General features: G+C 45.3%; 23 protein-coding genes. 11 read left to right on the forward strand and 12 right to left on the reverse strand.

Going from position 1 to position 25541, the window contains the following annotated elements; translation table 11 throughout:
- The first annotated feature begins 226 nt into the window (after window positions 1–226).
- Window positions 227–772, forward strand: coding sequence for a GNAT family N-acetyltransferase (locus HFE01_RS16080; protein ID WP_107734462.1), 546 nt, complete (start codon window positions 227–229; stop codon window positions 770–772).
- Between the two features lie 50 nt (window positions 773–822).
- Here the strand turns inward: HFE01_RS16080 and HFE01_RS16085 are convergent, their stop codons facing one another.
- Complete coding sequence (locus tag HFE01_RS16085; protein ID WP_016820215.1) at window positions 823–1155, reverse strand: hypothetical protein; 333 nt, start codon at window positions 1153–1155, stop codon at window positions 823–825.
- Between the two features lie 186 nt (window positions 1156–1341).
- On the opposite strand from HFE01_RS16085, the gene HFE01_RS16090 reads away from it, so the two are divergent.
- A complete protein-coding gene (locus HFE01_RS16090) occupies window positions 1342–2166 on the forward strand; it encodes an alpha/beta fold hydrolase (RefSeq protein WP_017425678.1) in 825 nt (274 codons plus the stop codon).
- Between the two features lie 82 nt (window positions 2167–2248).
- Here the strand turns inward: HFE01_RS16090 and HFE01_RS16095 are convergent, their stop codons facing one another.
- The 3 genes from HFE01_RS16095 to abnB form a co-directional block, all read right to left on the reverse strand.
- Window positions 2249–2464: a cold-shock protein gene (locus tag HFE01_RS16095; RefSeq protein WP_013308357.1), complete on the reverse strand. Its 216-nt coding sequence runs from the start codon at window positions 2462–2464 to the stop codon at window positions 2249–2251.
- Between the two features lie 131 nt (window positions 2465–2595).
- Entirely contained in the window at window positions 2596–2796 is a 201-nt protein-coding gene (locus tag HFE01_RS16100; RefSeq protein ID WP_007428290.1) for a cold-shock protein, read from the reverse strand.
- A gap of 384 nt (window positions 2797–3180) precedes the next feature.
- On the reverse strand, window positions 3181–5616 hold the full coding sequence (gene abnB / locus HFE01_RS16105; RefSeq protein WP_107734461.1) for an arabinan endo-1,5-alpha-L-arabinosidase AbnB: 2436 nt from the start codon (window positions 5614–5616) through the stop codon (window positions 3181–3183).
- Window positions 5617–6046: 430 nt separating this feature from the next.
- Between abnB and HFE01_RS16110 the strand changes: the two genes are divergently transcribed.
- From HFE01_RS16110 to HFE01_RS16130, 5 genes are all read left to right on the forward strand, one after another.
- Window positions 6047–6388 (forward strand): DUF805 domain-containing protein, encoded by a 342-nt coding sequence (locus tag HFE01_RS16110; RefSeq protein WP_017425676.1) that lies wholly within the window; start codon window positions 6047–6049, stop codon window positions 6386–6388.
- A 154-nt stretch (window positions 6389–6542) separates the two neighbouring features.
- Entirely contained in the window at window positions 6543–8138 is a 1596-nt protein-coding gene (locus HFE01_RS16115) for a spore germination protein (protein WP_107734460.1), read from the forward strand.
- A 35-nt stretch (window positions 8139–8173) separates the two neighbouring features.
- Window positions 8174–9379, forward strand: a complete 1206-nt coding sequence (locus HFE01_RS16120) for a Ger(x)C family spore germination protein (protein ID WP_107734459.1) — start codon at window positions 8174–8176, stop codon at window positions 9377–9379.
- A gap of 302 nt (window positions 9380–9681) precedes the next feature.
- Window positions 9682–10803, forward strand: a complete 1122-nt coding sequence (locus HFE01_RS16125; protein ID WP_025363763.1) for a GerAB/ArcD/ProY family transporter — start codon at window positions 9682–9684, stop codon at window positions 10801–10803.
- A gap of 242 nt (window positions 10804–11045) precedes the next feature.
- Complete coding sequence (locus HFE01_RS16130) at window positions 11046–11444, forward strand: hypothetical protein (RefSeq protein ID WP_016820211.1); 399 nt, start codon at window positions 11046–11048, stop codon at window positions 11442–11444.
- Between the two features lie 73 nt (window positions 11445–11517).
- On the opposite strand, the gene pyk is transcribed toward HFE01_RS16130, so the two are convergent.
- Window positions 11518–12933, reverse strand: coding sequence for a pyruvate kinase (gene pyk, locus HFE01_RS16135; RefSeq protein WP_016820210.1), 1416 nt, complete (start codon window positions 12931–12933; stop codon window positions 11518–11520).
- A 178-nt stretch (window positions 12934–13111) separates the two neighbouring features.
- Between pyk and HFE01_RS16140 the strand changes: the two genes are divergently transcribed.
- Window positions 13112–13900 carry an AraC family transcriptional regulator gene (locus tag HFE01_RS16140; protein ID WP_016820209.1) on the forward strand — a complete coding sequence of 263 codons (789 nt, stop codon included), beginning with the start codon at window positions 13112–13114 and terminating at the stop codon, window positions 13898–13900.
- A 171-nt stretch (window positions 13901–14071) separates the two neighbouring features.
- Here the strand turns inward: HFE01_RS16140 and HFE01_RS16145 are convergent, their stop codons facing one another.
- From HFE01_RS16145 to HFE01_RS16165, 5 genes are all read right to left on the reverse strand, one after another.
- Window positions 14072–15490 (reverse strand): sucrose-specific PTS transporter subunit IIBC, encoded by a 1419-nt coding sequence (locus tag HFE01_RS16145; RefSeq protein ID WP_016820208.1) that lies wholly within the window; start codon window positions 15488–15490, stop codon window positions 14072–14074.
- Between the two features lie 67 nt (window positions 15491–15557).
- Window positions 15558–17033, reverse strand: a complete 1476-nt coding sequence (locus tag HFE01_RS16150; RefSeq protein WP_167438545.1) for a glycoside hydrolase family 32 protein — start codon at window positions 17031–17033, stop codon at window positions 15558–15560.
- A gap of 182 nt (window positions 17034–17215) precedes the next feature.
- Window positions 17216–18238 carry a LacI family DNA-binding transcriptional regulator gene (locus HFE01_RS16155; RefSeq protein WP_016820206.1) on the reverse strand — a complete coding sequence of 341 codons (1023 nt, stop codon included), beginning with the start codon at window positions 18236–18238 and terminating at the stop codon, window positions 17216–17218.
- A 168-nt stretch (window positions 18239–18406) separates the two neighbouring features.
- Complete coding sequence (locus tag HFE01_RS16160; RefSeq protein ID WP_017425667.1) at window positions 18407–19249, reverse strand: aldo/keto reductase; 843 nt, start codon at window positions 19247–19249, stop codon at window positions 18407–18409.
- 31 nt (window positions 19250–19280) lie between these two features.
- Window positions 19281–20477 (reverse strand): MFS transporter, encoded by a 1197-nt coding sequence (locus HFE01_RS16165; RefSeq protein WP_045244956.1) that lies wholly within the window; start codon window positions 20475–20477, stop codon window positions 19281–19283.
- Window positions 20478–20617: 140 nt separating this feature from the next.
- On the opposite strand from HFE01_RS16165, the gene HFE01_RS16170 reads away from it, so the two are divergent.
- A complete protein-coding gene (locus HFE01_RS16170; protein ID WP_013368959.1) occupies window positions 20618–20983 on the forward strand; it encodes a winged helix-turn-helix transcriptional regulator in 366 nt (121 codons plus the stop codon).
- Between the two features lie 79 nt (window positions 20984–21062).
- On the opposite strand, the gene adhP is transcribed toward HFE01_RS16170, so the two are convergent.
- Window positions 21063–22079 (reverse strand): alcohol dehydrogenase AdhP, encoded by a 1017-nt coding sequence (gene adhP / locus HFE01_RS16175; RefSeq protein ID WP_016820203.1) that lies wholly within the window; start codon window positions 22077–22079, stop codon window positions 21063–21065.
- Between the two features lie 241 nt (window positions 22080–22320).
- On the opposite strand from adhP, the gene HFE01_RS16180 reads away from it, so the two are divergent.
- Window positions 22321–23157, forward strand: a complete 837-nt coding sequence (locus HFE01_RS16180) for a carbonic anhydrase (RefSeq protein ID WP_017425666.1) — start codon at window positions 22321–22323, stop codon at window positions 23155–23157.
- A 116-nt stretch (window positions 23158–23273) separates the two neighbouring features.
- On the opposite strand, the gene HFE01_RS16185 is transcribed toward HFE01_RS16180, so the two are convergent.
- On the reverse strand, window positions 23274–24560 hold the full coding sequence (locus tag HFE01_RS16185) for a Gfo/Idh/MocA family protein (RefSeq protein ID WP_017425665.1): 1287 nt from the start codon (window positions 24558–24560) through the stop codon (window positions 23274–23276).
- A gap of 137 nt (window positions 24561–24697) precedes the next feature.
- Between HFE01_RS16185 and HFE01_RS16190 the strand changes: the two genes are divergently transcribed.
- Window positions 24698–25534: a helix-turn-helix transcriptional regulator gene (locus HFE01_RS16190; protein ID WP_017425664.1), complete on the forward strand. Its 837-nt coding sequence runs from the start codon at window positions 24698–24700 to the stop codon at window positions 25532–25534.
- The last annotated feature ends 7 nt before the right edge of the window (window positions 25535–25541 follow it).

Below are 25541 nucleotides of genomic sequence, written 5' to 3' on the forward strand. Positions count from 1 at the left end.
ATAAGTCACATTCATAAGAACGATTTGTTAATCTGACACAGCCACTCCACAATAATAAATCTCCATCCGGCCTCCCTGTACGGATCGAGAATGAATAAGCCTGCCCTCTGCTACGATACAACAGAAGAGGACAGGCTTATTTTTCATGTATTTCATACAATATGTGGTAAACTAACTTAAGCCAGAGATCACACTTTTTATCCTGATTCAGCAAAAGGAGTATGTAATGAAAATAAATAAACAGGAATTTCATGTACAAGGAGTAAGCTATATCATTAGATCGGCTATGATTCAAGATGCGATGAATTTGTCTGAAATCCGCTTACGGATGGATGGAGAGACTGAAAATTTAGACAGAGAAAAGGGAGAAGCATTCATAAGTACATCCGGTTTTGAACAGCTTATTAAAGCCGATACAGAGCACGCCAAAAATCTATTTTTAGTTGCGGTCGTTCATGATAAAGTCGTTGGATTTTCAAGATGTGAAGGTCATGTTCTGCGTCGATTCGCTCATAAAGTTGAATTCGGTGTGTGTGTACAAAAGGATTTCTGGGGGTATGGAATCGGGACGAATCTTCTGAAAGAATCCATTTCCTGGGCAGACTCTAACGGCATCCAGAAAATGAGCCTACAAGTTCTAGAAACCAATAATAAAGCCATTGAACTTTATAAAAAGCATGGATTTGAAATCGAAGGGTTATTAAAAAACGACAAGATTCTCTCAGATGGTCAATACTACAACACCATAATCATGGGAAGATTCCATAACTAAAAAAGATCCTGTTCCACAGGATCTTCCATCATTTCGAGGCGATATTGGCCCTAGTAGCGATAATCATCGTAGGGATTGCGATTACGATAATGGTCTCGCGGCTGTTGGGCTGCGGTAATCATCAAAAATATGCCTGAGAGCAGGTGCATTAACCAGCCTACAAATGGAATCCACCCAACAACCGAGGTCACAATCCCTAAAATAGATCCATAATAAGTCTCTTTATTAGTCACCGATAGTACCAACGTAACAATGTGGAAAATCAACATAAAGAACAATACAGTATACGCAGAATTTATGACGAGCAGCCCGCCCAAAACAGGAATAGCAAAAAATAGCTCCAATCCGCCCGTAATCCATTTTAATGTTTTTGATGGTGTCATTGTTCCACTCTCCCAATGCTGTTTCATTCCATAAGTATATCCTATCCCCATGCAGGATGACATACATATTTTACTAATTCTATACTTGTATAGCGGCGATCTCACCCCTTTTCCGAATGAGCTAAGCCCTGACTACATATATGTGAGAGAGAACGAAATTTCGTGATTTTTAAAGGGGGGAGCATCATGGGATATTATATTGAAGTGGAACGTGGCGTTAAGCTGTATGTAGAAGATATAGGAGAAGGCATCCCTGTTTTGATGGTGCACGGCTGGCCGCTGGACCATCGAATGTACGAATACCAGGTTGCCCAGTTGCCTGCTTACGGATACCGCTGTATTCAAGTTGATCTTAGGGGGTTCGGGAAGTCTGATCGACCATGGCATGGCTACAATTATGATCGACTGGCAGATGATCTCCTGGCTGTTATACAGGCCCTTCAATTAAGCCATATACGGCTGATCGGTTTTTCTATGGGGGGAGCAATTGTCACGCGCTACATGAGCAGACATAGGGGATGGGGTGTTGATCAGCTAATTTTGATCGGAGCTGCCACGCCTCGGTTTACCCCAACCAGCGACTTTCCTTACGGCACTCCTGTCGCAGAGGTAGATAAACTCATCACACAAGCCTATACAGATCGTCCGCAACTGGTAACATCATTTGGCGAAATGTTGTTCGCCAAACCCGTCAGCCAGAGTTTACGTGACTGGTTACGTGATCAGGGCTTTGCGGCTTCGGTTCATAGCATGGCTTGTACTTTGTATTCACTGCGTGACTCTGATTTACGGCCCGATTTGCCATGTATACACGTGCCTACGTGGATTCTACACGGCAAGCTGGATCGGGTCTGCCCTTTCCCTCTAGCGCTCCAAACTCAAAAAGGAATTGCCGGCTCCAGGCTTATTCCTTTCGAACGAAGTGGTCACGGTGTATTTTATGAGGCACTACCTGAATTTAATTCCACCTTACTGAGCATACTATCCCCATCCTCTATACACCCTAATTGAAACCCTGTTCTCAGAAAAACAAAAAAGACGCCTCAGCGCCGTTATGGCTATGGGGCATCTTTTACTACAAACATGTATCCGCTTAGGATTGTTTGGTATGATTAAAGCTCGTATTGTTTAAAACAGCCAGCTTTTTCTCGCCCTTCACCATGGCAGAACCGCAAATGGGGCATGTCGGCTCGACAGAAAAAGCGAAGTTATCCCGCATCCAGCCGTTGCATGTATCACTGGCGCAATTCCAAACAGTTGTAATTTCCTCAGGAATTTCATCCATTGGCTTTTTCCGTGAATTGTACATAAACATCCCTCTTTCTTCATGATTTATAAAGCGATAAGATGTAATCAGTTCAAAAACGGTCTTGTGAACAGATAAAAACAAATGCCCCAAACGCTATGTTCGGGGCATCTGAAGTAGGCTGTAATTTAAAATTACAGTTTTACAACGTTCTCAGCTTGTGGTCCACGGTTTCCTTCAACTACGTTGAATTCTACGCGTTGGCCTTCGTCCAAAGATTTGAAACCTTCGCCTTGGATTGCGGAGAAGTGTACGAATACATCGCTTCCACCTTCAACTTCGATGAAACCGAAACCTTTTTCTGCGTTAAACCATTTAACTGTACCTGTTTGCATGGAATTACCTCCAAAATATATTTATATGACCTTTATTTTTTACAAATAAAAATTCACATATTGCACAAGGTTATTTCAACCTAAAACAATAACCCTCTACAATATGTGAATCTCAGGTCACAATTTCAATATACTCATATTACCATAAGTGTATTGAAAACGCAAGCACTGGAGAATTTAATTTATGCAGAGTGCTTATGTCATCTATTGCTGCCTCAAGCTGTCTCCATTAGACAAGAGTGAGTCATTAACGCCTACTTAAAACATTATATCCGCAATTGCTTCCTATTATACCAGTAATCAAGAAATAAATATACACAACGTTGCGCAGGAGATGAACTTCTTGAGAAAAAGTCCATCCCCTGCTTTGTTTGCTCATTTTAATTACAAATCCGCTAGTGCTTTAATTTCCTCTGCTGTCAGCGCTTTGTTATATAACTGTACCTCGTCCATGCTGCCGTTAAAGTAGGCATCAGCGACAAAGCGGCTTTTACCGAGATACGCTTCGTTTGTCAGCAACTCATTAGGGTTAAAGGTAATACCGTCATTTACAGCTACTTCTTCACCATTTACATACAGCTTCCCTGTATTCCCCTCCAGTGTAACTGCCACATGGGTCCACTGGTTTAGAGGTAATGATGATTTGGAGAGCAGGCTCTGATCCGTACCTTCATGGATTGTAAACTGGAGTACACCGCTCCCTTGGGAAGGGGTGAGGAACATATGACGAGCCTGGCCGTTGCCGAAGTCAAAAATCCGTTGCCAAGCGGCTCCGCCCTTCCAGTTCACCCAAGCGGAAAAGGTAAAGTCCTTCGCATCCGTTACCGTGTTGGGCAGCTGCACGTAACCATCCTTGCCGTTCAGGGCAAGAGCACCGCCAAGCTTTCCGTCTTTATCCCATGTGGCACCACCATAGGCCTTACCGTCGAGTTGATTATATGTGCTGTCGACAACCGAAGTTCCTTGATCCTCACTCCATGAGTAACGTGCGAGCTGAGGGCCTTGAGCCTGCTCGGGAACAATGGCACTAAAACTTTTCTTTGCTGTAGCTTTGTCCTTTTTAATAGTCGCCGTCAATGTAACTGCTGCAGGCTGGGAACCGGCTTCTGGACGGTACACTTCACCAGTGACAGAAATAATCTCAGGGCGGGAAGATTCCCACGAAATCGTGGTATCTTGTGCAGCTTGAGTAGGTAGCGTGAGATCATAAAAAACGTTGCTTGTGTCGCCTAGACTCAGATCCTTCTGCACTGCAGCTACAATCTTGCTGGACTTCAGATCAGGCTTTAGCGAACCCCATACTGCAACACCCTTGGAGGACAGTGCGGTAAAAGCAAGGGTTTTGGCTCCCGTGTCTGGATCACGGTGCCGCAGGAATACCCCTTTGTACTTCGCACCATCTGCTGTAATTTCCAGCTGATTGTCTGCCCCCAGCTTCCATGTACCGTTCACTCCGCCAGACAGTTTGCCACCGTGATCCAAATTGACGGTAACAGCTTGCTTAATATTGGCCGAAATTTCCTTCCCGTGATTTACATACGAGTATTGGCCGATGACATCCTTCTCTGACAGCTTTTTCAGTGAATCCTCATCTCCTGAATAACGATAAGGAGCAACTACAGGCCAACCGTCAGCGTTCATGAACATTTCATGTACCCGCACTTCAAACTGCTCACCTCTCCCCGGAAAACGGGAGTGAAAAATGACAAAATGCTTTTTCGTCTTGGGATCATAATAAGCCGAGTTGTGTCCGGGCGACACATAGCCTGTTCCCAGCCCTGTTCCCGGATCACCAATTTCTCTTGGAATTAGGTAATTACCTATTAACTTGACGCCGTATGGCTCAATGGAAGCGTCATCAAAAAGAGGTTTGTCAGGATTCGCTTTAACCTTGATCATGTCGTTGCCTTCAGCATCGTAGAAAGGACCATCCGGTGTTTTGGACCGAGCCACACGCAAGTTATATCCGCCATCCGCTGACAATCCGCCATAGGACAGGAACAAGTAATAGTAGTCCGTTTGTGGACTGTATTGTATGTACGGCCCCTCCATACGAGCATGGTTACCGCCCGTCAGTTTTTTCCCGTAGCCTTGGCCTGGTAAAGGCTTCCCTGTTTTTTCATCCATCTGCATAATGAAAATGCCTCCGGAGTAGGAGCCATATACCATCCACAGCTTGCCGTTCTTATCATAGAAAGTGTCAGGGTCTACGGCATTGGGATGCTTGGTTGCGTCATAGATCGTCCCATCTTCACTCGGTTGATCCCACATGCCGGACTTCAGGAAAATTCCTTTATTCTTATAAGGTCCTTCAATTTTATCAGCCACCGCTAGGCCCATAGCTGAACGCGGGGAGTCTCCTTTACAAGCGTTATAGTACATATAAAACTTGCCATCCGCCAGTTGAATGACATCCGCTGCCCACAGCGTGTCTGTCTGCGCCCAATCCAGCGCTTCCTTTAATTCCTCTTTGACGTTGGGAATCAATGCATTACCATTTGCCACACCTGTCGCAATTGTATCCCAATTCATGAGGTCTTTGGATTTGGCAGCCGCCAGATGTGAACCAAAAATGTAAAATGTATCTTTCACTTTCAGGATGGATGGATCATGTACGGAAGTCTCTTTGAAGGAAACAGCCTTTTTACTTTGGCTTAAAATGTTATCCAGACCTTGAGCTTGAAGGGTGGTTTGCTCCAGACTTTGAATCCCAGCTGTATCTGAATTGAGTGTGGACTCGGCGCCCACCAAAGAAGCAGGCAACAACAGTGCCCCTGCCAGAGAAGCAGCCGTTACTTTACGAACAAATAATTGCTTCATAAATCAATCTCCTCTCGTTTTGAACATTCCTGCTAACATAAAACAATAATGAATAAGACGGTCAGGATTATGTTTGTATTAACATCTCCACTCTTAAATTAAATGTTGATCATCCTCCTCTTTTAATTAAAGCGCTTTCAATAAATATGAAAAATAAAACCTCCTTTTGTTAAGAAGGACGATTCAAACCTGACGGTTAATCGTATCTCTATATTATTCAATGAATATGGAAAATTCAATATGTAATTTTATATTTTTATGAATTATTCATTTAATTATTAACCTTAATAAATGTGTTGCTTTAATTCCTAGTTTAAAGTTATAATTTGACAAGTAAAATTCTATATGTTACCTGCCGATATATCTAAAAAGAATTGTTTTACGATGAACATAATACAAATATTTACATTTTATGAGGAGGTGAAAATATATGCAATGGTATTTAAATGGATTAAAAAACTATGTAGGATTCCAAGGTAGAGCAAGACGTACAGAATACTGGATGTTTGTTCTATTTAGTGTAATTGCCAGTTTTATAGTCGGTCTGATCGATGGTCTTTTGGGCTTAACTCCAATATTGACTCTCATCTACTCTCTGGCTGTCCTGTTGCCATCCTTGGCAGTTCTTGCTCGCAGACTGCACGACACGGGTAAAAGCGGTTGGTGGATTCTGATTGCTCTTGTGCCATTCGGTGGCATTGTACTGCTTGTATTCGCATGCCTAGACAGTCAGCCTGGCGACAATAAGTATGGGAAAAATCCTAAATTGTAATTTGATGTAGTTGGTCTAAAACCTCTTTCACTTTTGTGAAGGAGGTTTTTTTATACCCGCTTTTCCCCTATCGAAATTCCAGCTATAAGTTTACCAAGAGACTCCAGCGTCCATACTGGATTAAAAAGTATCCTCAAAGAGAGGAAGAACGTGCATGCGTTTTCGGAAAAGAACCCCCCTTAACAAATTTAGAAAGGCACCCGTTCAGCAAAGCGAGAGTAAGTCTGAACATTCCGTAGAACAGCTCAGTGCAAATATCGGAACCAATCTTCAGCAGATCAGACAAGCGCTCGGCAACAGCACCGACATCGTCATAAGAGAAATTCGAATCGGCAAGGACGGTGACCAGACCATTGCGATCCTCTATACCGACGGTTTGGTGGACCAAAATATAGTCTCCGACTTCATTATGGAATCAATGTTGCTGGACAGCAGCTTGTCCAGGGACGTGGAATGCCGGATTCAAGCCTCCTCTAATGTCATGCAAATGTTGAAAGATTACGCCCTTACTATTGGCAGCATCCGGGATATTACTGACTTTGAAGCCTTGTACAACGCGCTGTTGTCGGGGGATGCAATCATTTTGATTGAGGGTGAGACGCAGGCAATATCGGCCAGCGCACGTGGATGGAAGGATCGGGGGGTCACCGAGCCTGCCTCAGAAAATGTCGTCCGTGGGCCTCGGGAAGGATTTTCTGAGACATTGCGTACGAACACAGCCTTGATTCGACGTAAAATTAAAGATCCGAATCTATGGCTGGAGACCAAACAAATCGGTCGTGTAACCCAGACCGATGTCGCTGTCATGTATATAAAGGGGATTGTGAACCCTAAATTGGTTGAGGAAGTACATGAACGATTGAATCGCATTGATGTAGACGGCATTCTCGAAAGCGGGTATATCGAGGAATTAATCCAAGACAAAACCTTCACCCCCTTTCCGACAGTATACAATTCAGAACGCCCAGACGTGATCGCCGCCGAACTGTTGGAGGGAAAAATTGCGATCCTGGTGGATGGTACCCCTTTTGTGCTTGTCGTGCCTGCATTATTTGTTTCCTTCCTGCATGCGGCGGAGGACTATTATCAGCGTGCAGACATTAGCAGCTTCATCCGTGTCCTTCGTTATACCGGAGTTTTTATTTCCTTGCTCGGTCCGTCCTTATATGTTGCCATCACTACGTTTCATCAGGAAATGCTGCCGACCTCACTGCTAATCGGTCTAGCAGCACAGCGCGAAGCGGTCCCCTTCCCTGCCTTTATTGAAGCACTCATGATGGAACTGACATTTGAAATATTGCGGGAAGCTGGCGTTCGCATGCCCAAGTACATCGGGGCAGCCGTCTCTATCGTCGGCACACTCGTCATTGGACAAGCTGCTGTCGAGGCGGGCATCATATCTGCGGCAATGGTTATTGTTGTATCGATTACTGCTATTTCCAGCTTTGTTCTTCCTGCCTACAATATGTCCATCGCTTTTCGTATGCTGCGATTTCCCTTAATGGGGCTTGCCGCTTCCTTTGGGCTGTTCGGAATTATCGTCGGAGGCATTGCCCTGATCCTGCATATGTGCAGCCTTCGTTCATTCGGCGTTCCCTATATGACTCCTTTTGCACCTCTCATACCGGCAGACACCAAAGATACCATCTTTCGATTCCCTCACTGGATGATGATGTCACGTCCCCGGTTAGTCGATCAGAAAAATGTCAAACGTCGAAACAGCACTCCGCCCCGCAAATCACGGGAATAGAAAAAAGAGAAACCGTCAGAAAGGAGTGGATCATCATGAAGCGGAAGAAGGCGTTTCTCTTCCTGATTCTTGCACTCGTCTTACTTCTGACAGGCTGTTGGAATCGTAGAGAGTTGAATGAGCTTGCCATCGCCGTCGGTATGGGAATCGATAAGCAAGGAGATCAATTCCGGGTCTCTATCCAAGTGGTGGACCCTGGCAAAGCATCGGCTAAAAAAGGAGCAGGAGGTGGGGCTCCAGCCACCTTGTATACAGAGGAGGCGGACACCATATTTGAAGCGATCAGAAAAATAACAACAATTAGTCCCCGGAGAATGTATTTTTCTCACCTGCGCATATGTGTTATCGGTGAGTCGTTAGCTGCCGAAGGGATGGCAAAATCTTTAGATTTACTCTCCAGATATCATCAGTTCCGCACTGATTTTTATATTGTAGTGTCCAAGGACGTTAGTGCGGAGGATACGTTGAAAATTATGACGCCTTTAAATCCGATTCCCGCCAATGACCTTTTTTCTTCCCTGGAAACATCACAGAAAAACTGGTCGCCTAGTACGACGGTAACCTTGGATGAATTGATTGCAGCTATGACTAGTGAAGGAAAGCAGCCTGTGTTGACAGGACTTCGGATCATTGGCAATAAAGAAATGGGAGAAACCAGCAACAATGTGCAAAAGATCGCTCCGTTCAGTCGTTTACAGTATTCAGGACTTGCTGTATTCAGAAAAGATCGACTAATCGGATGGTTAGATGAAACTGAAAGTAGGGGCTATAATTTTATCCTTGGCAAAGTGCAAAGCTCTGTCGGTTACGTTGCTTGCCCTAGAGGCGGCAAAGTCGTCTCCGAAATCATTCGCACCCAAACCACTGTAAAAGGAAGCACCTATAGGGGAGAGCCTCAAATTCATATTAAAATGCAGGTTGAGGCCAACGTGGGAGAAGTCGAGTGTACTGACCTCGATTTGACCAAGGTAGGAACGATTTATGACATTGAAAAGCAAGAAGAAGAAAAAATAGAAAATATTATGAAGTCGGCAGTTAGAAAGGCCCAACAATCGTACAAAACGGACATATTCGGATTCGGTGAAGCCATTCACCGCGCTGCCCCGAAGACTTGGAACAGACTGAAACAAAACTGGGATGAGGAACACTTTACAGAATTACCCGTAACGATCAAAGTCGATTTCAAGATTCGGCGCTTGGGCACCATCGGTAGCTCCTTTATGAATGATATGAAAGAGTAATTCCTCACTCCACAAAAGAAGGTGTTTTGCAAAGTGCTATCTCAAATCGTAAAAATCATCGGCATATTCCTCGTCGCTGCTGTAATTAGCTTAATTGAAGTCCCCGACATGTGGAAAAAAGGATTTAAAAAAGAGCTTTGGTTATTTTTCATCCTACTCTTTTTTGCGGTCGGAATTAGTTGTGCCAAGGTATTACACTGGCTCATTCCCACCCCCCTGGATTGGATAACAGCCATATATAGACCATTCAGCAATTTCCTGATCCATATGGGCCTAATAAAATAAGAGGAGGTGAAAAACGGGTGCCCGCACAAATCAAAATCTCAGCACGACAAATCATGATCATATCTGCTTTATTTACGGTCGGAAGTGCAATTCTCATCGTCCCTTCAGGGATGGCACTTGTAGCCAAACAAGATGCGTGGATTGCCGCGCTCGTGGGGGTCGGGGCTGGGCTCCTTATCTTGTATATGTACAGCAAGCTTGCGGCGCTTTATCCAGAGATGACCCTGGTTGAGATGATGGAAACCCTACTCGGAAAATGGTTAGGCAAAACCGTAGGTTTTCTATTTTTCACCCTACTATTCATTAATGCTCCTGTACCGGTGTTATTTTATTTAGGGAATTTTATGACTACTCAAATGATACCGGAAACGCCGATTCTAGCGGTAAATATTCTTTTTGCACTTATCATAGTATTCGCTGCTCGGCTGGGTCTCGAAGTCCTGGCTCGTTCGGCCGAACTGTTGTTTCCTTTATTTACTCTGCTGTATATTTCTTTTGTAGGTTTAGTGGTATCCAACATTAAGCTGGAAAATGTCCAACCTGTATTGGAGGCAGGAGTAGGGCCGATTTGGCCTGCTGCCCTGTCCTTTTTTAGCACAGTATTTATACCTCATATTATTTTGCTCATGATCTTCCCTTCTTCTATAAATCGTTCCGATCAAACCCGTAAAGCTTTTTTCATAGGAAGCCTGATTGGCGGATTAATGCTGGTCGTGGTGGTTGCATTGACAATTTTGGTATTTGGTCCTGACTTAACGGCAAGAAATATATATCCTAGCTATGCGTTAGCCAAAAAAATTAGCATTGGCAACTTTCTACAGCGCATCGAAGCCATCATGGCTACAATGTGGTTTATTTCACTTTTTTTTAGAATCACGCTGTATATGCACACCACAGTGACAGCAATAGCCCAAATCTTTTGTCTGAAAAGCGATCGGCAACTGGTGCTTCCTCTCGGGATGTTATTAGTCATCCTGTCCATCATCGTGTACCCTAATGTCCCTTACCAACAAACCTATGATACAAAGACGTGGATTCCCTATTCTCTATCCATTGGGTTGTTTTTCCCCTTACTGCTGCTCTGTATTCATGGGATACGAACAATCTGGTCAAAGAAAAAAACAGCATCCAAAGGGTAAATCACACTCTTTTTTCGTTATCTGCGAATTTTTTTAGCGCTACCTGTTTACAATCTTCTCTTTTAGTTTATTTTAAACGAGTATTAAGCTGGCGCTAAGATTGGGCGTGTATGATGTATTTAAGAATCTGGTAACTATATAAGCCGGATGGGCTAAAGGCATAAACATCACTCCCGTTGGATATCCATATACCGTTCCACCCCGTCAGAAATTTAATGAAACACAAAAGGAGATTTACACTTATGAATCGAAAACGAATGTTGGTCATCTGCACACTGTTGCTGGCGTTATCTATTGGGCAGTCATCTACTTGGGGAAGTCGGGCTAATGCTGCTGCACTGGCTCCAGAGAGAGCCCTGCATGTACAGGACAATGAAGCTTCCAAGGATGATGATCTGTTGAAAGCACTGGGTATATCCTCGGATGAGCAATTATATGATGCGTTATATAATGGTCAAACCTTGGCTGATATTGCACAAACCCATAATCAGGATGCTCAGGCTATCGTTGATCTACAGGTAGCTCAGTTGACGGAGCAGTTGGATCAACGACTGGCCAATAAGAGCATTACCCTAGAGCAATACCAAGCCCATAAGGCAGAACTGACACAAGTCGTTGCCAAAAGTGTATTCGGGCTGTAAGCCTAGACACGACCGAACATCAAAAAGCGCTGAACCCTTAGAGGATCAGCGCCTTTTCTGTATTTGATATAACTTACGCTTGATATACCCGAATCAGATTGGTCGTGCCTGCCTCAGCGACAGGGACGCCTGCTGACAGGACTACAGTATCTCCTTTATGGATATATCCTGCATTCAGCGCGTTACGGATGGAAGATTCGAACATTTCATCCGTTGTGGCTACCTTATCCCCTTTAATCGGGAATACACCGGACAACAGGCAAATTTTAGCGAATACCGTGTTATTCGGAGTAACCGCAATGATCGGTGCCTTCGGACGATATTTGGACACCATACGAGCCGTGAATCCACTGGCAGTCGAGGTAATAATCGCTTTGGCATCCAGCTCCAGAGACGAACTCACCGCACCCTGACTAATGACTTCAGTAATGTTGGTGCTTTGGCGTGCTCTGCGCTTATCGAACTGCTCCTGGTAATCCAATTGTGATTCTGCACTGGCAGCTACCGCAGCCATGGTCCGTACGGATTCAACAGGGTATTTACCTGCAGCAGATTCGCCCGACAGCATCACTACGTCAGCTCCCTGCATAACGGCATTGAACACGTCACTAACTTCAGCTCTCGTCGGACGCGGGTTCACCTGCATGGACTCCAGCATGTGAGTAGCAACGATAACGGGCTTGCCGACCAGATTACACTTGTCGATCATTTCTTTTTGCATCACAGGCACGTCTTGAATCGGCACTTCCACGCCCAAGTCGCCACGAGCTACCATAATACCGTCCGAAGCTTCGATGATATCATCCAGGTTTTCCATACCTTCGGCATTTTCAATTTTGGAATAAATCTGTACATGCTCGGCATGATGTCCCTTCAAAATCTCACGGATTTCACGGATATCGTCGCCTTTACGCACAAAAGAAGCCGCAATAAGCTCGATACGCTGCTCCACCCCAAATTGAATGTGCTTCACGTCGCGCTCTGTTACACCTGGAAGAGTTGTATGAATCCCTGGCAGATTCACACCTTTTCTCGGCTTCAAAATACCGCCGCTTACGATGTTACAAATCATCTCGGTTCCTTCGATGGAGGTTACAGTCAGATCAACCAAACCGTCGTCGATGAGAATGCGGTCACCTGCTTTGATATCCTTCGGCATATCCGGGTAATTCACCGAAATACGATGCTCGTCCCCCAAAATCTCTTCCGTGGTCAGAATGAGCTGGCTGCCTGGCTTCAGTAGAACAGATGCCTCCTTCAGCTTGCCAATCCGTATTTCCGGTCCTTTAATATCCATCATGACAGGGATACAGGTATTCATTTCCTTCGCTGCCTGTCTCACATTTTCAATACGTTTAACATGATCCTCCAGCTCCCCATGAGCCATGTTCAAGCGAGCTACAGTCATACCAGCCTGGATCATTTCTTTTAACAAATCAATGGAGTCGCAGGCAGGTCCCATAGTACAAATAATTTTCGTTTTAAGCATAGTAATGTCATCCTCCTGAATGTCTTTACTGTATAACTTCTTCTCCACTTTTCTTCTCTATCTACATTAAACTTATATAGTCCTATTCTACCTGTACCCGTTCACCAAGACTATGAACTATAGTATGATGGATGTATTACAGTATGATGAATGTTGAAGACATTGGAGAGTGAGTTTTGTGATTACATTGACGGGTATACGGCAGGACAATGGCGTAGACTGGTATGAAAAGGCTGGTGCAAATACCGACAACGATGACTTGCTATTCATTTTGGTCACCTTTGGCAAATGTGTATATTGGGTGAACGATAGCAAGATCATTCTGGGCAAGGGTGAAGCACTGCTTTTACCCGCTCATCTGAATTACTATGGCAAGAGCATTCCTACGCTTTTCCATACCAAGTATGTGATACATTGCCGCAAAACATGTACGAACAGCACACTTCCCATACTGAATACAGACCAGCCGTTATGGATCAAGCCCGGATGCTACGATTTGCTGCATGAACGGATCAAATCGATGTATTATCAATGGACTGAACACCCAAGCTACTACGCCCTGATGGCTGACTGTCTGCTGACCGAAGCCATGATTTATATGAACCAGGAATGGGACAAAGGTACCGTTCCTCGCGATAAAGAACGGCATGTAGAACATATGAAACAGTACATTCAGAATCACTACAGGGAAAAGGTAACCAAAGAAGAGCTTGGTGATGCCATTCGCAAAACCCCCAATTATGCCGCGACACTGCTGCGTGAGGTTACAGGCCAAACGATCAGCGAGCATGTACATACGCAACGTATTAAAACCGCTATCTACATGCTGACGGAGTCGCGGCTAACGATTCGTGAAATTTCGGAGTATGTGGGCTATAGTGATGTGTCCTATTTTCATCGGATCTTCAAACGCTTAACAGGCTGTTCCCCGTCCGAGTTTCTGGATGAACGTTCCTCCATCGTCTAATCTGATAGCCTGAAGCGGAATTTTATAGATAAAAAAATGGCCGCTTCACATCGAATGCTGCTCTAGTTATCCTTTTTTTCATTAAGGGACAAGAGCGCTCCGTGTAAAAGCGACCATTATATTTATAGTTACACGCATGAATCTGCGTATATTGGTGCTGACTGAATGATATTATTTGGAGGAACCCGCTGTTTTGACTTTGTCCAGCATTTTATCGTTAAAGCCAAACATCCAAGTCAGGACAAAGGATACTGCCATAGCAGCCAAGTTCGCCAAAATATAAAACGGAAGCTGATGGTTCATGTAGAGCAACGTACCTGGAATAACAGTAACCGCCATCCCTGTAGCCGCCAAATGCAAGACCGAAGCAATAAAACCACCAACCGCTCCGCCGATGAGACCCATGACAAAAGGCTTCATATATCTCAAGTTGACCCCGAAGATAGCCGGCTCTGTAATTCCTAGGAAAGCAGAGAACGAAGAAGGAAGCGCCAACGCTTTCAGCTTGCTGTCCTTCGTTTTCAGACCAACTGCCAGACAGGCAGCTCCCTGTGCAGCCATTGCGCAGGTAATAATAGCATTGAAGGCATTTACGCCGTTCTTTTCAAGCAGTTGAATCTCCAGGAAATTAAATATATGATGCACACCTGTAACGACGATAATCTGATGCAAAAAGCCGATGACGATCCCTGCAATACCGAAAGGCAAATCAAGTACAAATATGGTTCCGTGCAGCACCCATTCTTCAAGTGAATGGAAAACTGGACCGATAGCAAACAGTCCCAAAGTGATCATAATCAACAATGTTAAAAATGGTGTGAGAATCAGATCCAGCGCTTCAGGCACCCGTTTGCGTAGCGCCCGCTCCAGCTTGGCTCCGATCAAGCCCACGAAGAAGGCTGGTAATACCGAGCCTTGATAGCCCACCACAGGAATGAAACCGAACATCGTCAACGGATGGGCTGAGCCGTCCGCAACACTATACGCGTTAGGCAAAGCCGGGTTTACCAGCATCAGACCGAGAACGATACCCAGCACCGGACTGCCGCCGAATACTCTAAAGGCTGACCATGCGACTAACGCAGGCAGAAAGGCAAAAGCCGTATCCGTTAATACCTGTGTATATAATAAAAAGTTAGGTGAAATATCCTGCGGCGTCATGCCGAGCAAGGCGAGAATTTGCGGCTGAGTGAGCAAACCGCGCAATCCCATGAACAGCCCCGTAGCGACCAGCACTGGAATAATCGGTACAAACACGTCGCCAAAGGTGCGGATAGACCGTTGGAAGACGTTGCCCTCCTTTTTCGCCTGACTCTTCACCTCTTCTTTAGATGAACCCGTCACGCCGAGCTTTTCAACCTCATCAAAAATCCGATTTACCGTTCCTGTACCAAAAATAATTTGATATTGACCTGAATTGAAGAAAGCCCCCTTAACCTTGTCGATCTCCTCAACTTTCTTCTGATCAATCTTCTCTTTATCATGCACCATAATGCGCAGGCGCGTTGCACAGTGAGCAAACGAAGCGATATTTTCCTTTCCACCGATCGCCTCGATCACTTCTTTAGCTATCTCTCTGTTTTCCGCCATGATGTTCATCCCCTCGTTCATTCCGTTATGTTTGATGATTAACGATCCACTTGATGAATTAGCCTACTCATGTAAAATTCCATTTTACCGCTTGGAAGAGAGCCTCTCCCTTGTCGGCAAAAAAGCGTATTTCGTCACTCTCTGGGTGCGGAAAAATACGACTGGTGAACACTTCTTCCCCATCATTGACGAAAATCTCAACTGAAGATGTATCTACAAACAGATGAAGTTTAATATGATCCTTGTCCCATGCACACTGCCGTACTTCACCGTACGAAGTGGCTACAGGCTCACCCGATTGCGTACGATCCAATACAAGTTTACGGCTAATGGCATCATATTTAATCACCGTTTTCTCCGTCTCACCTGCACGGAATTCAATACCGAATGCCTTGGCATCCAAAAGATCTACTTCGCAGATCATCTCATAGGCAGTACCCTTAAATCCTTCGTAGGTTTTGCTCTCTGAGGACAACGTGTCAGCTACCCGATCCTCACTATTTCTACGCAGCGTGGTTAATTCGGGGATAGGCCGCTGCAAGAGTTTTCCCTCATGAAGCGTAAGTTCCCTCGGTAATGTCAGACAGTGGGCCCATCCGTTCGGATCTGTCGGATATTCGATATCCGGTAGCCCCATCCAGGCCACCATAATACGACGCCCCTGCGGGTCAATCATCGTCTGTGGTGCATAGAAGTCGAAGCCCCGATCAAGCTCGTGGAATGCGCCGTGCTCCAGTGTTCTTGTCTCTGTATCCAGCAGTTTGCCGATGACGTAGCCCGATTGATAAATATTGTGGTTTTCATCCCCTGAAGGCTCCAAGCCTTGTGGAGAAAAGACCAACACACCCGCTCCATTCAGTTCAAAATAATCCGGGCATTCCCACATATATCCAAACGATTCCAGCCCCGTGCTCAGTTCTCCCTCGAACTGCCAAGTGTGAAGATCCGTTGAACGATAAAGGACAACGCAGCCTGTTGAATCTGTTCTTTGTGCACCAATCATACAGTAGAAACTATCGCCGTCCTTCCACAGCTTGGGATCACGAAAATGGTCTGTATAACCTTCTGGCACATGGCCAATAACAGGATGCTCCCACTTGGTAATGTGACCGCTCTCATCCATAACAGCCATGCATTGATAAGGATGTCTGATCCAGTTTTCGTCACGTGTATTTCCTGTATACATCATGTATAATTTGCCCTCATGCTCCAGCGCGCTGCCGGAATAAGCCCCATGCGAGTCGAAGTAGTCTCCAGGTGTGATGCCAATGCCTGCACTATGCCATGTGACCAAATCTTTGGATTTCAAATGATACCAATATTTCATTCCGTGATCGGTTCCTAGTGGGAACCACTGATAAAATAAGTGGTATTCGCCTTGATAATATGAAAATCCATTCGGATCATTGAGCAAGCCTGTCGGTGGTTGGATATGAAACGACTGCCGCCACGGACATTGCTCCACCTTTTTCTGCAAGCTTGCTATTTCACCGGGCTCAGCCTGCTCGATTAATCGATACTTTTGTTCTTTTGTCATTTTCATAGGTGTACCTCATTTTTTTAAAACTTAGATTTTTGGGAACCGGTTCCAATGTAATGAAAAAAAATTAAACGGAACCGGTTCCTATACAATGAAAAAAATATACTCATCCATGGATTTGCAACCGATTCCAATTGTGCAAGAGTGCAATGGAACCGGTTTCGAAGAAATTATAATCCACCTGCTCAGCGTTTGTCAACGCTTTCTCTTTCAATAAGGGTATAATCCATGACTGTCACTTGCTCTACCGTTTTATGTTCTACCAGCCGTACAATGTTTTGGGCTGCTACACGTCCGGCCTCCATATACGGATATTGAACAGTTGTTAGCGCAGGGTGAATGACCTCCGTAATATCGTATCCCCCAAAGCCAGTGACCGACAAATCCGACGGGATGGTAATTCCTCTGGAATAAGCCGCGTTGATTACCCCAAGCGCGATATTATCCGTAGCACACACCATCAACGATGGCTTGAATTGGTCTAAGATGGCGGATGCGGCAATCCTTGCATCGGACATTTTAAATCCGGTTTCATAGTATCTGATATCATATCCTGCGGCTCGCATCGTCTCGTCCGTATAACACGTAGCAGGTAACGCATCGCGAACAGCCTGCCTAAAGCCCTCTTTGCGTTGCACACCGACAGCAACGTCCCTTTCAGTAACACCGACATAGGCAATTTCACGGTGGCCCTTTGACAGGACATATGCACCGATATCATATCCGGCACGATAATCATCATGGATAAGGCTATGGATCTGCTCATGTTGTTGGCCTACCAGCAATACCGGAATACTGATGTCTCGAATCGCGGTCAGGTGGTCGTCTGTAATTTGAGCAGCCAGCAGAATGATGCCTGAAATTTTTTGTCGTGCGAACTCATAGATCGCTTCGATTTCACGCTTTACATCCTGACTCGTATTAGAGATCAGCATCTGGTAATGCTGGGAACGCAGTTCCTCATCAATCCCCATTAACGTATGGGATGTCGCAAAGGAATCCAGCCGTGGCACGACGGTTCCGATAATGTTGGTTCGTTTTGCCTTCAAACTTTGGGCAAAGGTATTGGGCACATACCCCGTGGCCTTAACCACCTTTTCAATTTTACGCTTAGTGTCCAGACTGACAGATCCGCCGTTCAAAAAACGGGATACGGTGCTCTTGGATACACCAGCCATTTGGGCTATATCTGCAATTGTCTTATTCATGAGGTCCCCCGGAGATTTTCATTTTCATAAGCGTCCAAAACTTCTCATTTCATATAATTCTATAATACCATATGGCAGGATTGGATTGCTGTAGCTTCAGTTTCACTATGCACAAAAAAGCCGTCCCTTCCATGAAGAAGGAAACGGCGTTTTATGATGGACTGGATTTTAAAAATCAAAGTTGTCCGGATCTGGACCTACCCGAAGATTGGCATTTAACGCCTGAATCTGATCCATATCCTCACGCGTCAATTCAAAGTCAAAAATATCGGCATTTTCGACGATTCGATGCGCCTTGGTGGACTTGGGAATAGTGACGACTCCCTGCTGTACATCCCAGCGTAAAATCACTTGAGCCACCGATTTACCGTACTTGTTCGCTATGTCTTGCAGTACCGGATGATCGAGCAATTGGCCTTGCATGAGCGGGGACCAGGCTTCCATTTGGATGTTGTTCTTTTGACAGAATTGCAGCAGCTCGGTTTGGGTTAGCTGTGGGTGAAACTCCACCTGATTGACCATTGGCTTGATTTCTGCATCCTGCATGAGATCTTCCAAATGATGAATTTGGAAGTTGCTGACTCCAATGGCCTTAATCCGTCCTTCTTTATACAAGGACTCCAAAGCTCTCCAAGCTTCTTTGTACTTCCCTTGAACCGGCCAATGAATCAGATATAGATCCAGATAGTCCAGCCCCAGCTTGTCTAGGCTTGCTTCATAAGCTGCTCGCGTCTCTTCATAGCCTAAATCTGCATTCCACACTTTGGACGTGACGAATAGTTCTTCTCTGGACAGATTATTCTCCGAGAGGGCTTCCTGAATAGCCTGTCCTACACTGTTTTCATTCGCATAGATTGCCGCTGTATCTATACTGCGGTAGCCATGCTTTACAGCAGCCTTCACAGCATTGACCAGCTCTGAACCTTCTTCTACTTTAAATACCCCGATGCCAAACCAAGGCATGCGAACTCCGTTGTGCAATGTTGTTGTGCTTTGTAGGTTTTGTGTCATTTTGTATCTTCCTCTCTATTTTTTAAAAGTTTTAGCCTGCCAAGGCGGTTGTATCCCTTTTTTCGAGCATACGACTCCAGACTGTCAGTAGAACCGCCACCAAAACCATTACCCCACCGACCCAAGTTGTATGCATGAGACCCATTGAATCTGTCACAATACCTCCCACATATGCTCCGATTGCGATCCCTGCATTGAAGGCCGCAATATTAACAGCAGAGGCGACATCGACCGCTTTGGGTGCAAAACGTTCGGCTAACATAACTACATACACCTGTAGACCAGGCACATTCATAAACGCAAGCAATCCCATAAAGAAAATCGTCACCAGACCTGCCGTTTGAAATGGCACGGTAAACCACAGCAGAAACAGGATCACAGCTTGAATCAGAAACATGTAAAACAAAGCTGAAAGCGGTCTGCGGTTCGCAGCTTTTCCACCGATGACATTCCCGATAGCAATGGCGATTCCATACAATAAGAGAATGAATGTTACCGTATTTTCTCCAAAACCGGTTATGTCATGAAGTAATGGAGATAAATAAGTAAACACGACGAATGTGCCCCCATATCCCAAGGCAGTAATGATAAATGCAAGTAGCAAGCGACCATTCGTAACCAGTTTGACCTGCTCGCTGAAAGGAGTCTTATTCCCTTTTCGGAGCGTAGAGGGCAGCAGAATCAGATTGGCAATGAGGGCCACAACACCGACGACCACAATAGCCATAAATGCAGCCCGCCAACCCCATTGCTGCCCAACGTAGGTGCCCAATGGTACCCCTGTTACGGTGGCAACGGTCAAGCCGGAGAACATAATCGAAATAGCACTCGCCCGCCGATCATCGGGAACAAGGTCGGCCGCGATGGTGGACCCGATGGACATGAACACTCCATGGGAGAACGCCGAGATGACACGTGCAATCAGCAGCAGGGTAATTCCACTAGAGACTGCAGCAAGGCTGTTGCCTGCGATAAACACAATCATGATCCACAGCAGCAGCGTTTTACGAGGAACACTCGATGTTAACGAGGTCAACACAGGTGCCCCAATGGTAACCCCTAATGCATACAGCGTTACAGTTAGTGCGGACATTGTTACGGATATGTGCAAGTCTTCAGCGATCAGGGGAAGCAATCCTACGCTGATGAACTCAGTGGTCCCAATGGCAAAGGCGCTTACGGCTAAAGCCAGTAATGGCCAGATACTTCGTTTGGATTCTGGCGACATGTTTTTCACTCCTATCTATAGTAATCTTCGACCAGCAGATGTTATTATGAGTTATTCAATCAATTATGAACAGTACGTACTTTTTAGTGATATAGGTACCAAAAAGTACCCTACAGGTGACATACACGGAGGGATCGGCATTGGGGAAGAAAAAATACAATATCTCTGTTGAGGCGACATTAGAGGTGATCGGGGGAAAATGGAAGTGTGTGATTCTGTGTCATTTGACCCATGGAAAGATGCGAACAAGTGAATTAAAGCGAATGATGCCTTCCATAACACAAAAAATGCTGACTCAACAGCTTCGTGAATTAGAGGAAGATGGCATTGTCAATCGGATTAGCTATAATCAGGTTCCACCCAAAGTGGAGTACGAGCTTAGTGAATATGGATGTAGTTTGAAAAGCATTTTGGATTCACTTTGTGCCTGGGGAGAAAGACATATTATTAAAGAATACGGGGATAAATCTGCGGTTTTGGAGGATAACATTCTGAATAAGCTGTAAAGCAAAAAAAGCGTCTGCACTAGATCAGCAGGCGCTTTCTCTCTCTTACAATTCCAAGAGTTACGAATTGGACATCATTTTATTTGGTAAAATCAATGACCATACGTCCTTGGATTTTGCCATGCTCCATCTCTTCGAAGATCTCATTGATGTCTTCAAGCGGACGTTTTTGTACAAGAGGAACAACTTTACCTTCTGCAGCAAACTGGAACGCTTCTTTAAGGTCTTCACGAGTACCGACCAAAGAACCGATTACTTGAATGCCGTCCAGAACCAGACGCGGAATGTCCAGATCCATTTTATCGGTTGGAAGACCTACAGCTACGACACGCGCGCCAGCCTTCACAACGTCAATAGCTTGGTTGAAAGGTGTTTTGGCAACAGCAGTAACCACGGTTGCATCCAGACCAGCACCGTTCGTTAATTCCTTAGCTCGGGCGACTGGATCTTCTTTCATGCTGTTAACAATATAATCAGCACCAATTTTTTTGGCCAGTTCGAGTTTTTCATCACTGATGTCAAAGGCTACAACTTTAGCATTGAATACATTTTTAGCGTATTGCACAGCCAGGTTACCCAAGCCGCCGATACCGAAGATACCGATCCATTGTCCTGGTCTGATATCGCTTACTTTAACTGCTTTATATGTTGTAACCCCTGCGCAAGTTACACTACTTGCAGCGGCAGGATCAAGATTATCTGGTACTTTGACCGCATAGTCAGCTGTGACAATACATTGTTCTGCCATTGCACCGTCTACCGTGTATCCGGCATTTTTAACTTCACGACACAAAGTTTCCCGTCCAGTTAAACAATATTCGCAGTGACCGCAGCTTTCGAACATCCAGGCAATACTTACGCGATCGCCAATTTTAAGACTGGTCACTCCTTCACCTAATTCAATGACTTTCCCAATACCTTCATGTCCCAGAACTCTGCCTGTGACATCACCGAAATCTGCATTTTTTACGTGCAAATCTGTGTGGCAAACCCCACAATATTCAACTTGGACTAACGCTTCCCCATGTTTCAGGGAGCGCAAAGGTTTCTCTTCTACACTAACTTTCTTGTCTTTTGTAACAATTGCTGCTTTCATGTAGATCTCTCCTTTGAGTAGATATGGAATTATTTTGTAACGCACACCCCACTATTATAGTTACTTCCCCCAAAGAGGACAAACAAAATTTCACCACTCCATTATTCTTTCTACACCCCGGTAATAATAAGCAACCATTTCTACCTTTTTCCTAAGTCCTTGTACCCTTGCAGGAACTTTGTACAATAATTTACAATGTAAAAAGTTTCACATACTCTATTTGGAAGAAGGATAAAGAAACATGAAAAAACATTGGAGAGGTTGCTTGTTCAGCATATTTTCCATAATCTTGGCACTGTCGGTAACAGGATGTACATCACCCGCCACTTCTAGTCCTACTAGCGCATCATCGTCCTCAGCTAACAACGCTCATGCAGTTATTCAGAAAAGCCCGCACTGGTCCTACGAAGGGGATGAAGGACCGGAGCATTGGGGGGAGCTGGAAAAGGATTTTGTCGCTTGTGGTAACGGTCAGGAGCAATCTCCCATCAACATAGAGCATTCCCATCTGGAAGCTTCGCATACGCAGCAACCGCTGCAGGTTCATTATTCAACCACTAAAGTATCCATACTGAATAATGGACATACCGTCCAAGTCAATGCAGCTAGTCCCAGCAATAATATTGTCGTGGACGGCACTACATTCACCTTAAAGCAGTTCCATTTTCATCATCCAAGTGAACACCAAATAGACGGTAAAAATGCTGAAATGGAGCTTCATTTTGTTCATCAAAGCGACAACGGAAGCACAGCTGTCTTAGGGGTTCTTATACAAAGTGGCAAAGAAAACAAGGCCTTCAACCGCATTTGGTCCAAACTGCCGAAAGATATTTCCAAAGAAGCGGTTCTGAATGAGGATGTAAATCTCGCTGCGCTGCTGCCAAAAGACCTGCACTCCGTTCGCTACAATGGGTCGCTGACTACCCCACCATGCACAGAGCATGTGAATTGGACGGTATTGGAACAGCCTATTGAAATGTCCGCAGACCAAATCAATCAGTTTGCTGCCATTTTTCCCGATAACCATCGTCCTGTACAACAGCTAGGAACCCGTGAGCTGAAGACCGATAAACAATAAAATATAGTGCCCTAAGACATAAAGATATAAGGTGCATTTTAAATACAAACAGAAGCCTCCTCATTCATCTGATAGAGGGGCTTCTTGTTATTATAGTTGCTGTCTACTTACCATCGTTATAATCGCACCAGTTGCTCCACCTTCACCGGCAGACCTGTGCGCATAGAGCGGTTGGCAGCGATGCCTGTTAAAATGGACCATGCGCCATCAATATGGGAGGCCGCACGATGAAACCGATCCTCTGCCGGCTTATCGAAAATATCCCGCAGCATGACCGGATCTCCTCCGCCATGTCCCCCCACGCCTTCCTCTACTTCGACCTCGTAAGGTGCTGCAAAGTGAGGATAGATCGTGATAGTTTTCTCTTTTAGCGCCCCCTCATCTGCCTTGCTGCCACCGGAATTAACATAGGATTGCTCGGACACCCGAACTTCCATCCGTCCCTTGGTGCCGTTAAATACAATGATAAAGCCCTCCCATGGCATATAAGCGTTCAGTGAATAGTTCATTACCGTTTTATTCTGATACTTCACCATGACACTGAGCGTATCCTCAATACTGATATTGTCGCCAAATACGCTTTGGTCCCGCACATATCCATCCTCATGCTCCGCATCCAGATACATACTTTTTAGATGCTCGTTACGATCCAGATGTAAGGCAAAAGGGTCATTCTCCGCCGCCTTGCTGCCGTAAGCCCGTTGATAGAACTCCGTCACGCCACGCTGCTCCGCATTCTCCCGGCCGTAAAATTTCAAATCACCCAGCGCATACACCGTCTCCGGCTTCGAGCCAAGCCAGAAGTTCATCAGGTCAAAATGATGCGTTGATTTGTGCACCAACAGACCGCCGCTATTGCGCTTGTCCCGGTGCCAGCGGCGGAAATAATCCGCGCCATGCTGGGTATTCAGCAGCCATTCAAAATTGACTGATAAGATGTCACCCAGTGTCCCGTCCATGATAACCTCACGGATTTTCGTATTATGCGGGGCATAGCGATAGTTAAAGGTGACGCGCAGCTTCCGTCCCGTGCGTTCTATGGCATCCAGAATGTCTTGGCATTTATCCTCGTCCACCGTCATCGGCTTCTCGGAAATGACATCACAGCCCAGCTCCATCGCCCGGATAATATACCGATGATGCACCCGGTCAATGGTGGTGACGATGACGATATCCGGCTTCACCTCCGCGATCATCCGATCAAATTCGTGAGCTTTATAGGTTGGAATCAGCTGGTGCTCGTATTTCTCTTGCAACAGCCGATTGGCATAGTCCATTCTCGTCTGGTTGACGTCACAGAACGCGACCAGCTCTGATGTATCTTTGAAAACGGTAACAACTTCACCGTAAAAAAATTCAGCTCTTCCTCCGGTGCCCACAAGCGCATATTTGATTTTAGCCAATAGGTTCACACCCTTTACATGAATTACTTCTATTTTATAGTATAAGAAAGAGCGAAATCTTCGCTTTTATTGTGAATCGGTCCAAAAAGTATGCATATATTATCCTCATGAATATTTTCATAAAGGAGCACGTCGTTATGATCGCCACTCCCCATTTTGCTATCGAGCAAGCGCTTCGGACGGTGCCATTTAGCATGTCTGCCGACCATGTCCATCAAGCGCATGAAATCTATTATCTGCTGGCAGGAGAGCGTTACTACTACATTAATCAGCGTGTATACGCACTACAAAAGGGCGATCTGATCTGGATTAGCAAACATGATTTCCACCGTACGAGTAACAAAGGGAACGGCAGCCATGAGCGAATTTTGATCAACTTTGATGAAGCGTTTGTAGGCTCGTCCACGTCTGTCACTCCATCCGGCGATCAGAATCACCTGCTATTGCCTGAAAAAAGCTTTTTGCTTCGCCCCTCTGCAGCAGAACAACGCGAGTTGGAGCATCTGTTCCAGCAAATGCTGGATGAATACCATCAAGAGCATGCCTACCGATATATGTATCTTCAAAGCCTGCTGCTGCAGCTACTGATACGAATCCGCCGCATACAATCAGCGGCTCCTGAGACCATAGCGCCTGAGCGCAGCGAGAAGCAGCAGCGCGTGTACTCGGTGATTGAGTATCTGCATATCCACTATGCCGAGAAGCTATCGTTGGAGCAACTGGCAGGACACTTTTATATTAGCAGCACCTATCTGTGCCGCATTTTCAAGCAGACCACAGGTTTTACGTTGGTCGAGTATCTTCAGGATGTACGGGTCCAGCAGGCTCGGGCGTATTTGAAGGAAACAAACTGGAAAGTGACCGCCATTGCTGAAAAAACGGGCTTTGACAGCATTGCTCACTTTGGCCGTGTATTCAAGCATTTCACCGGGCGTACTCCATTACAGTATCGGAAAGTACATAAAAAGGAGTAGGGAAAAG

The organism is Paenibacillus sp. EKM10P, from assembly GCF_011800655.1.
Taxonomy (GTDB): domain Bacteria; phylum Bacillota; class Bacilli; order Paenibacillales; family Paenibacillaceae; genus Paenibacillus; species Paenibacillus polymyxa.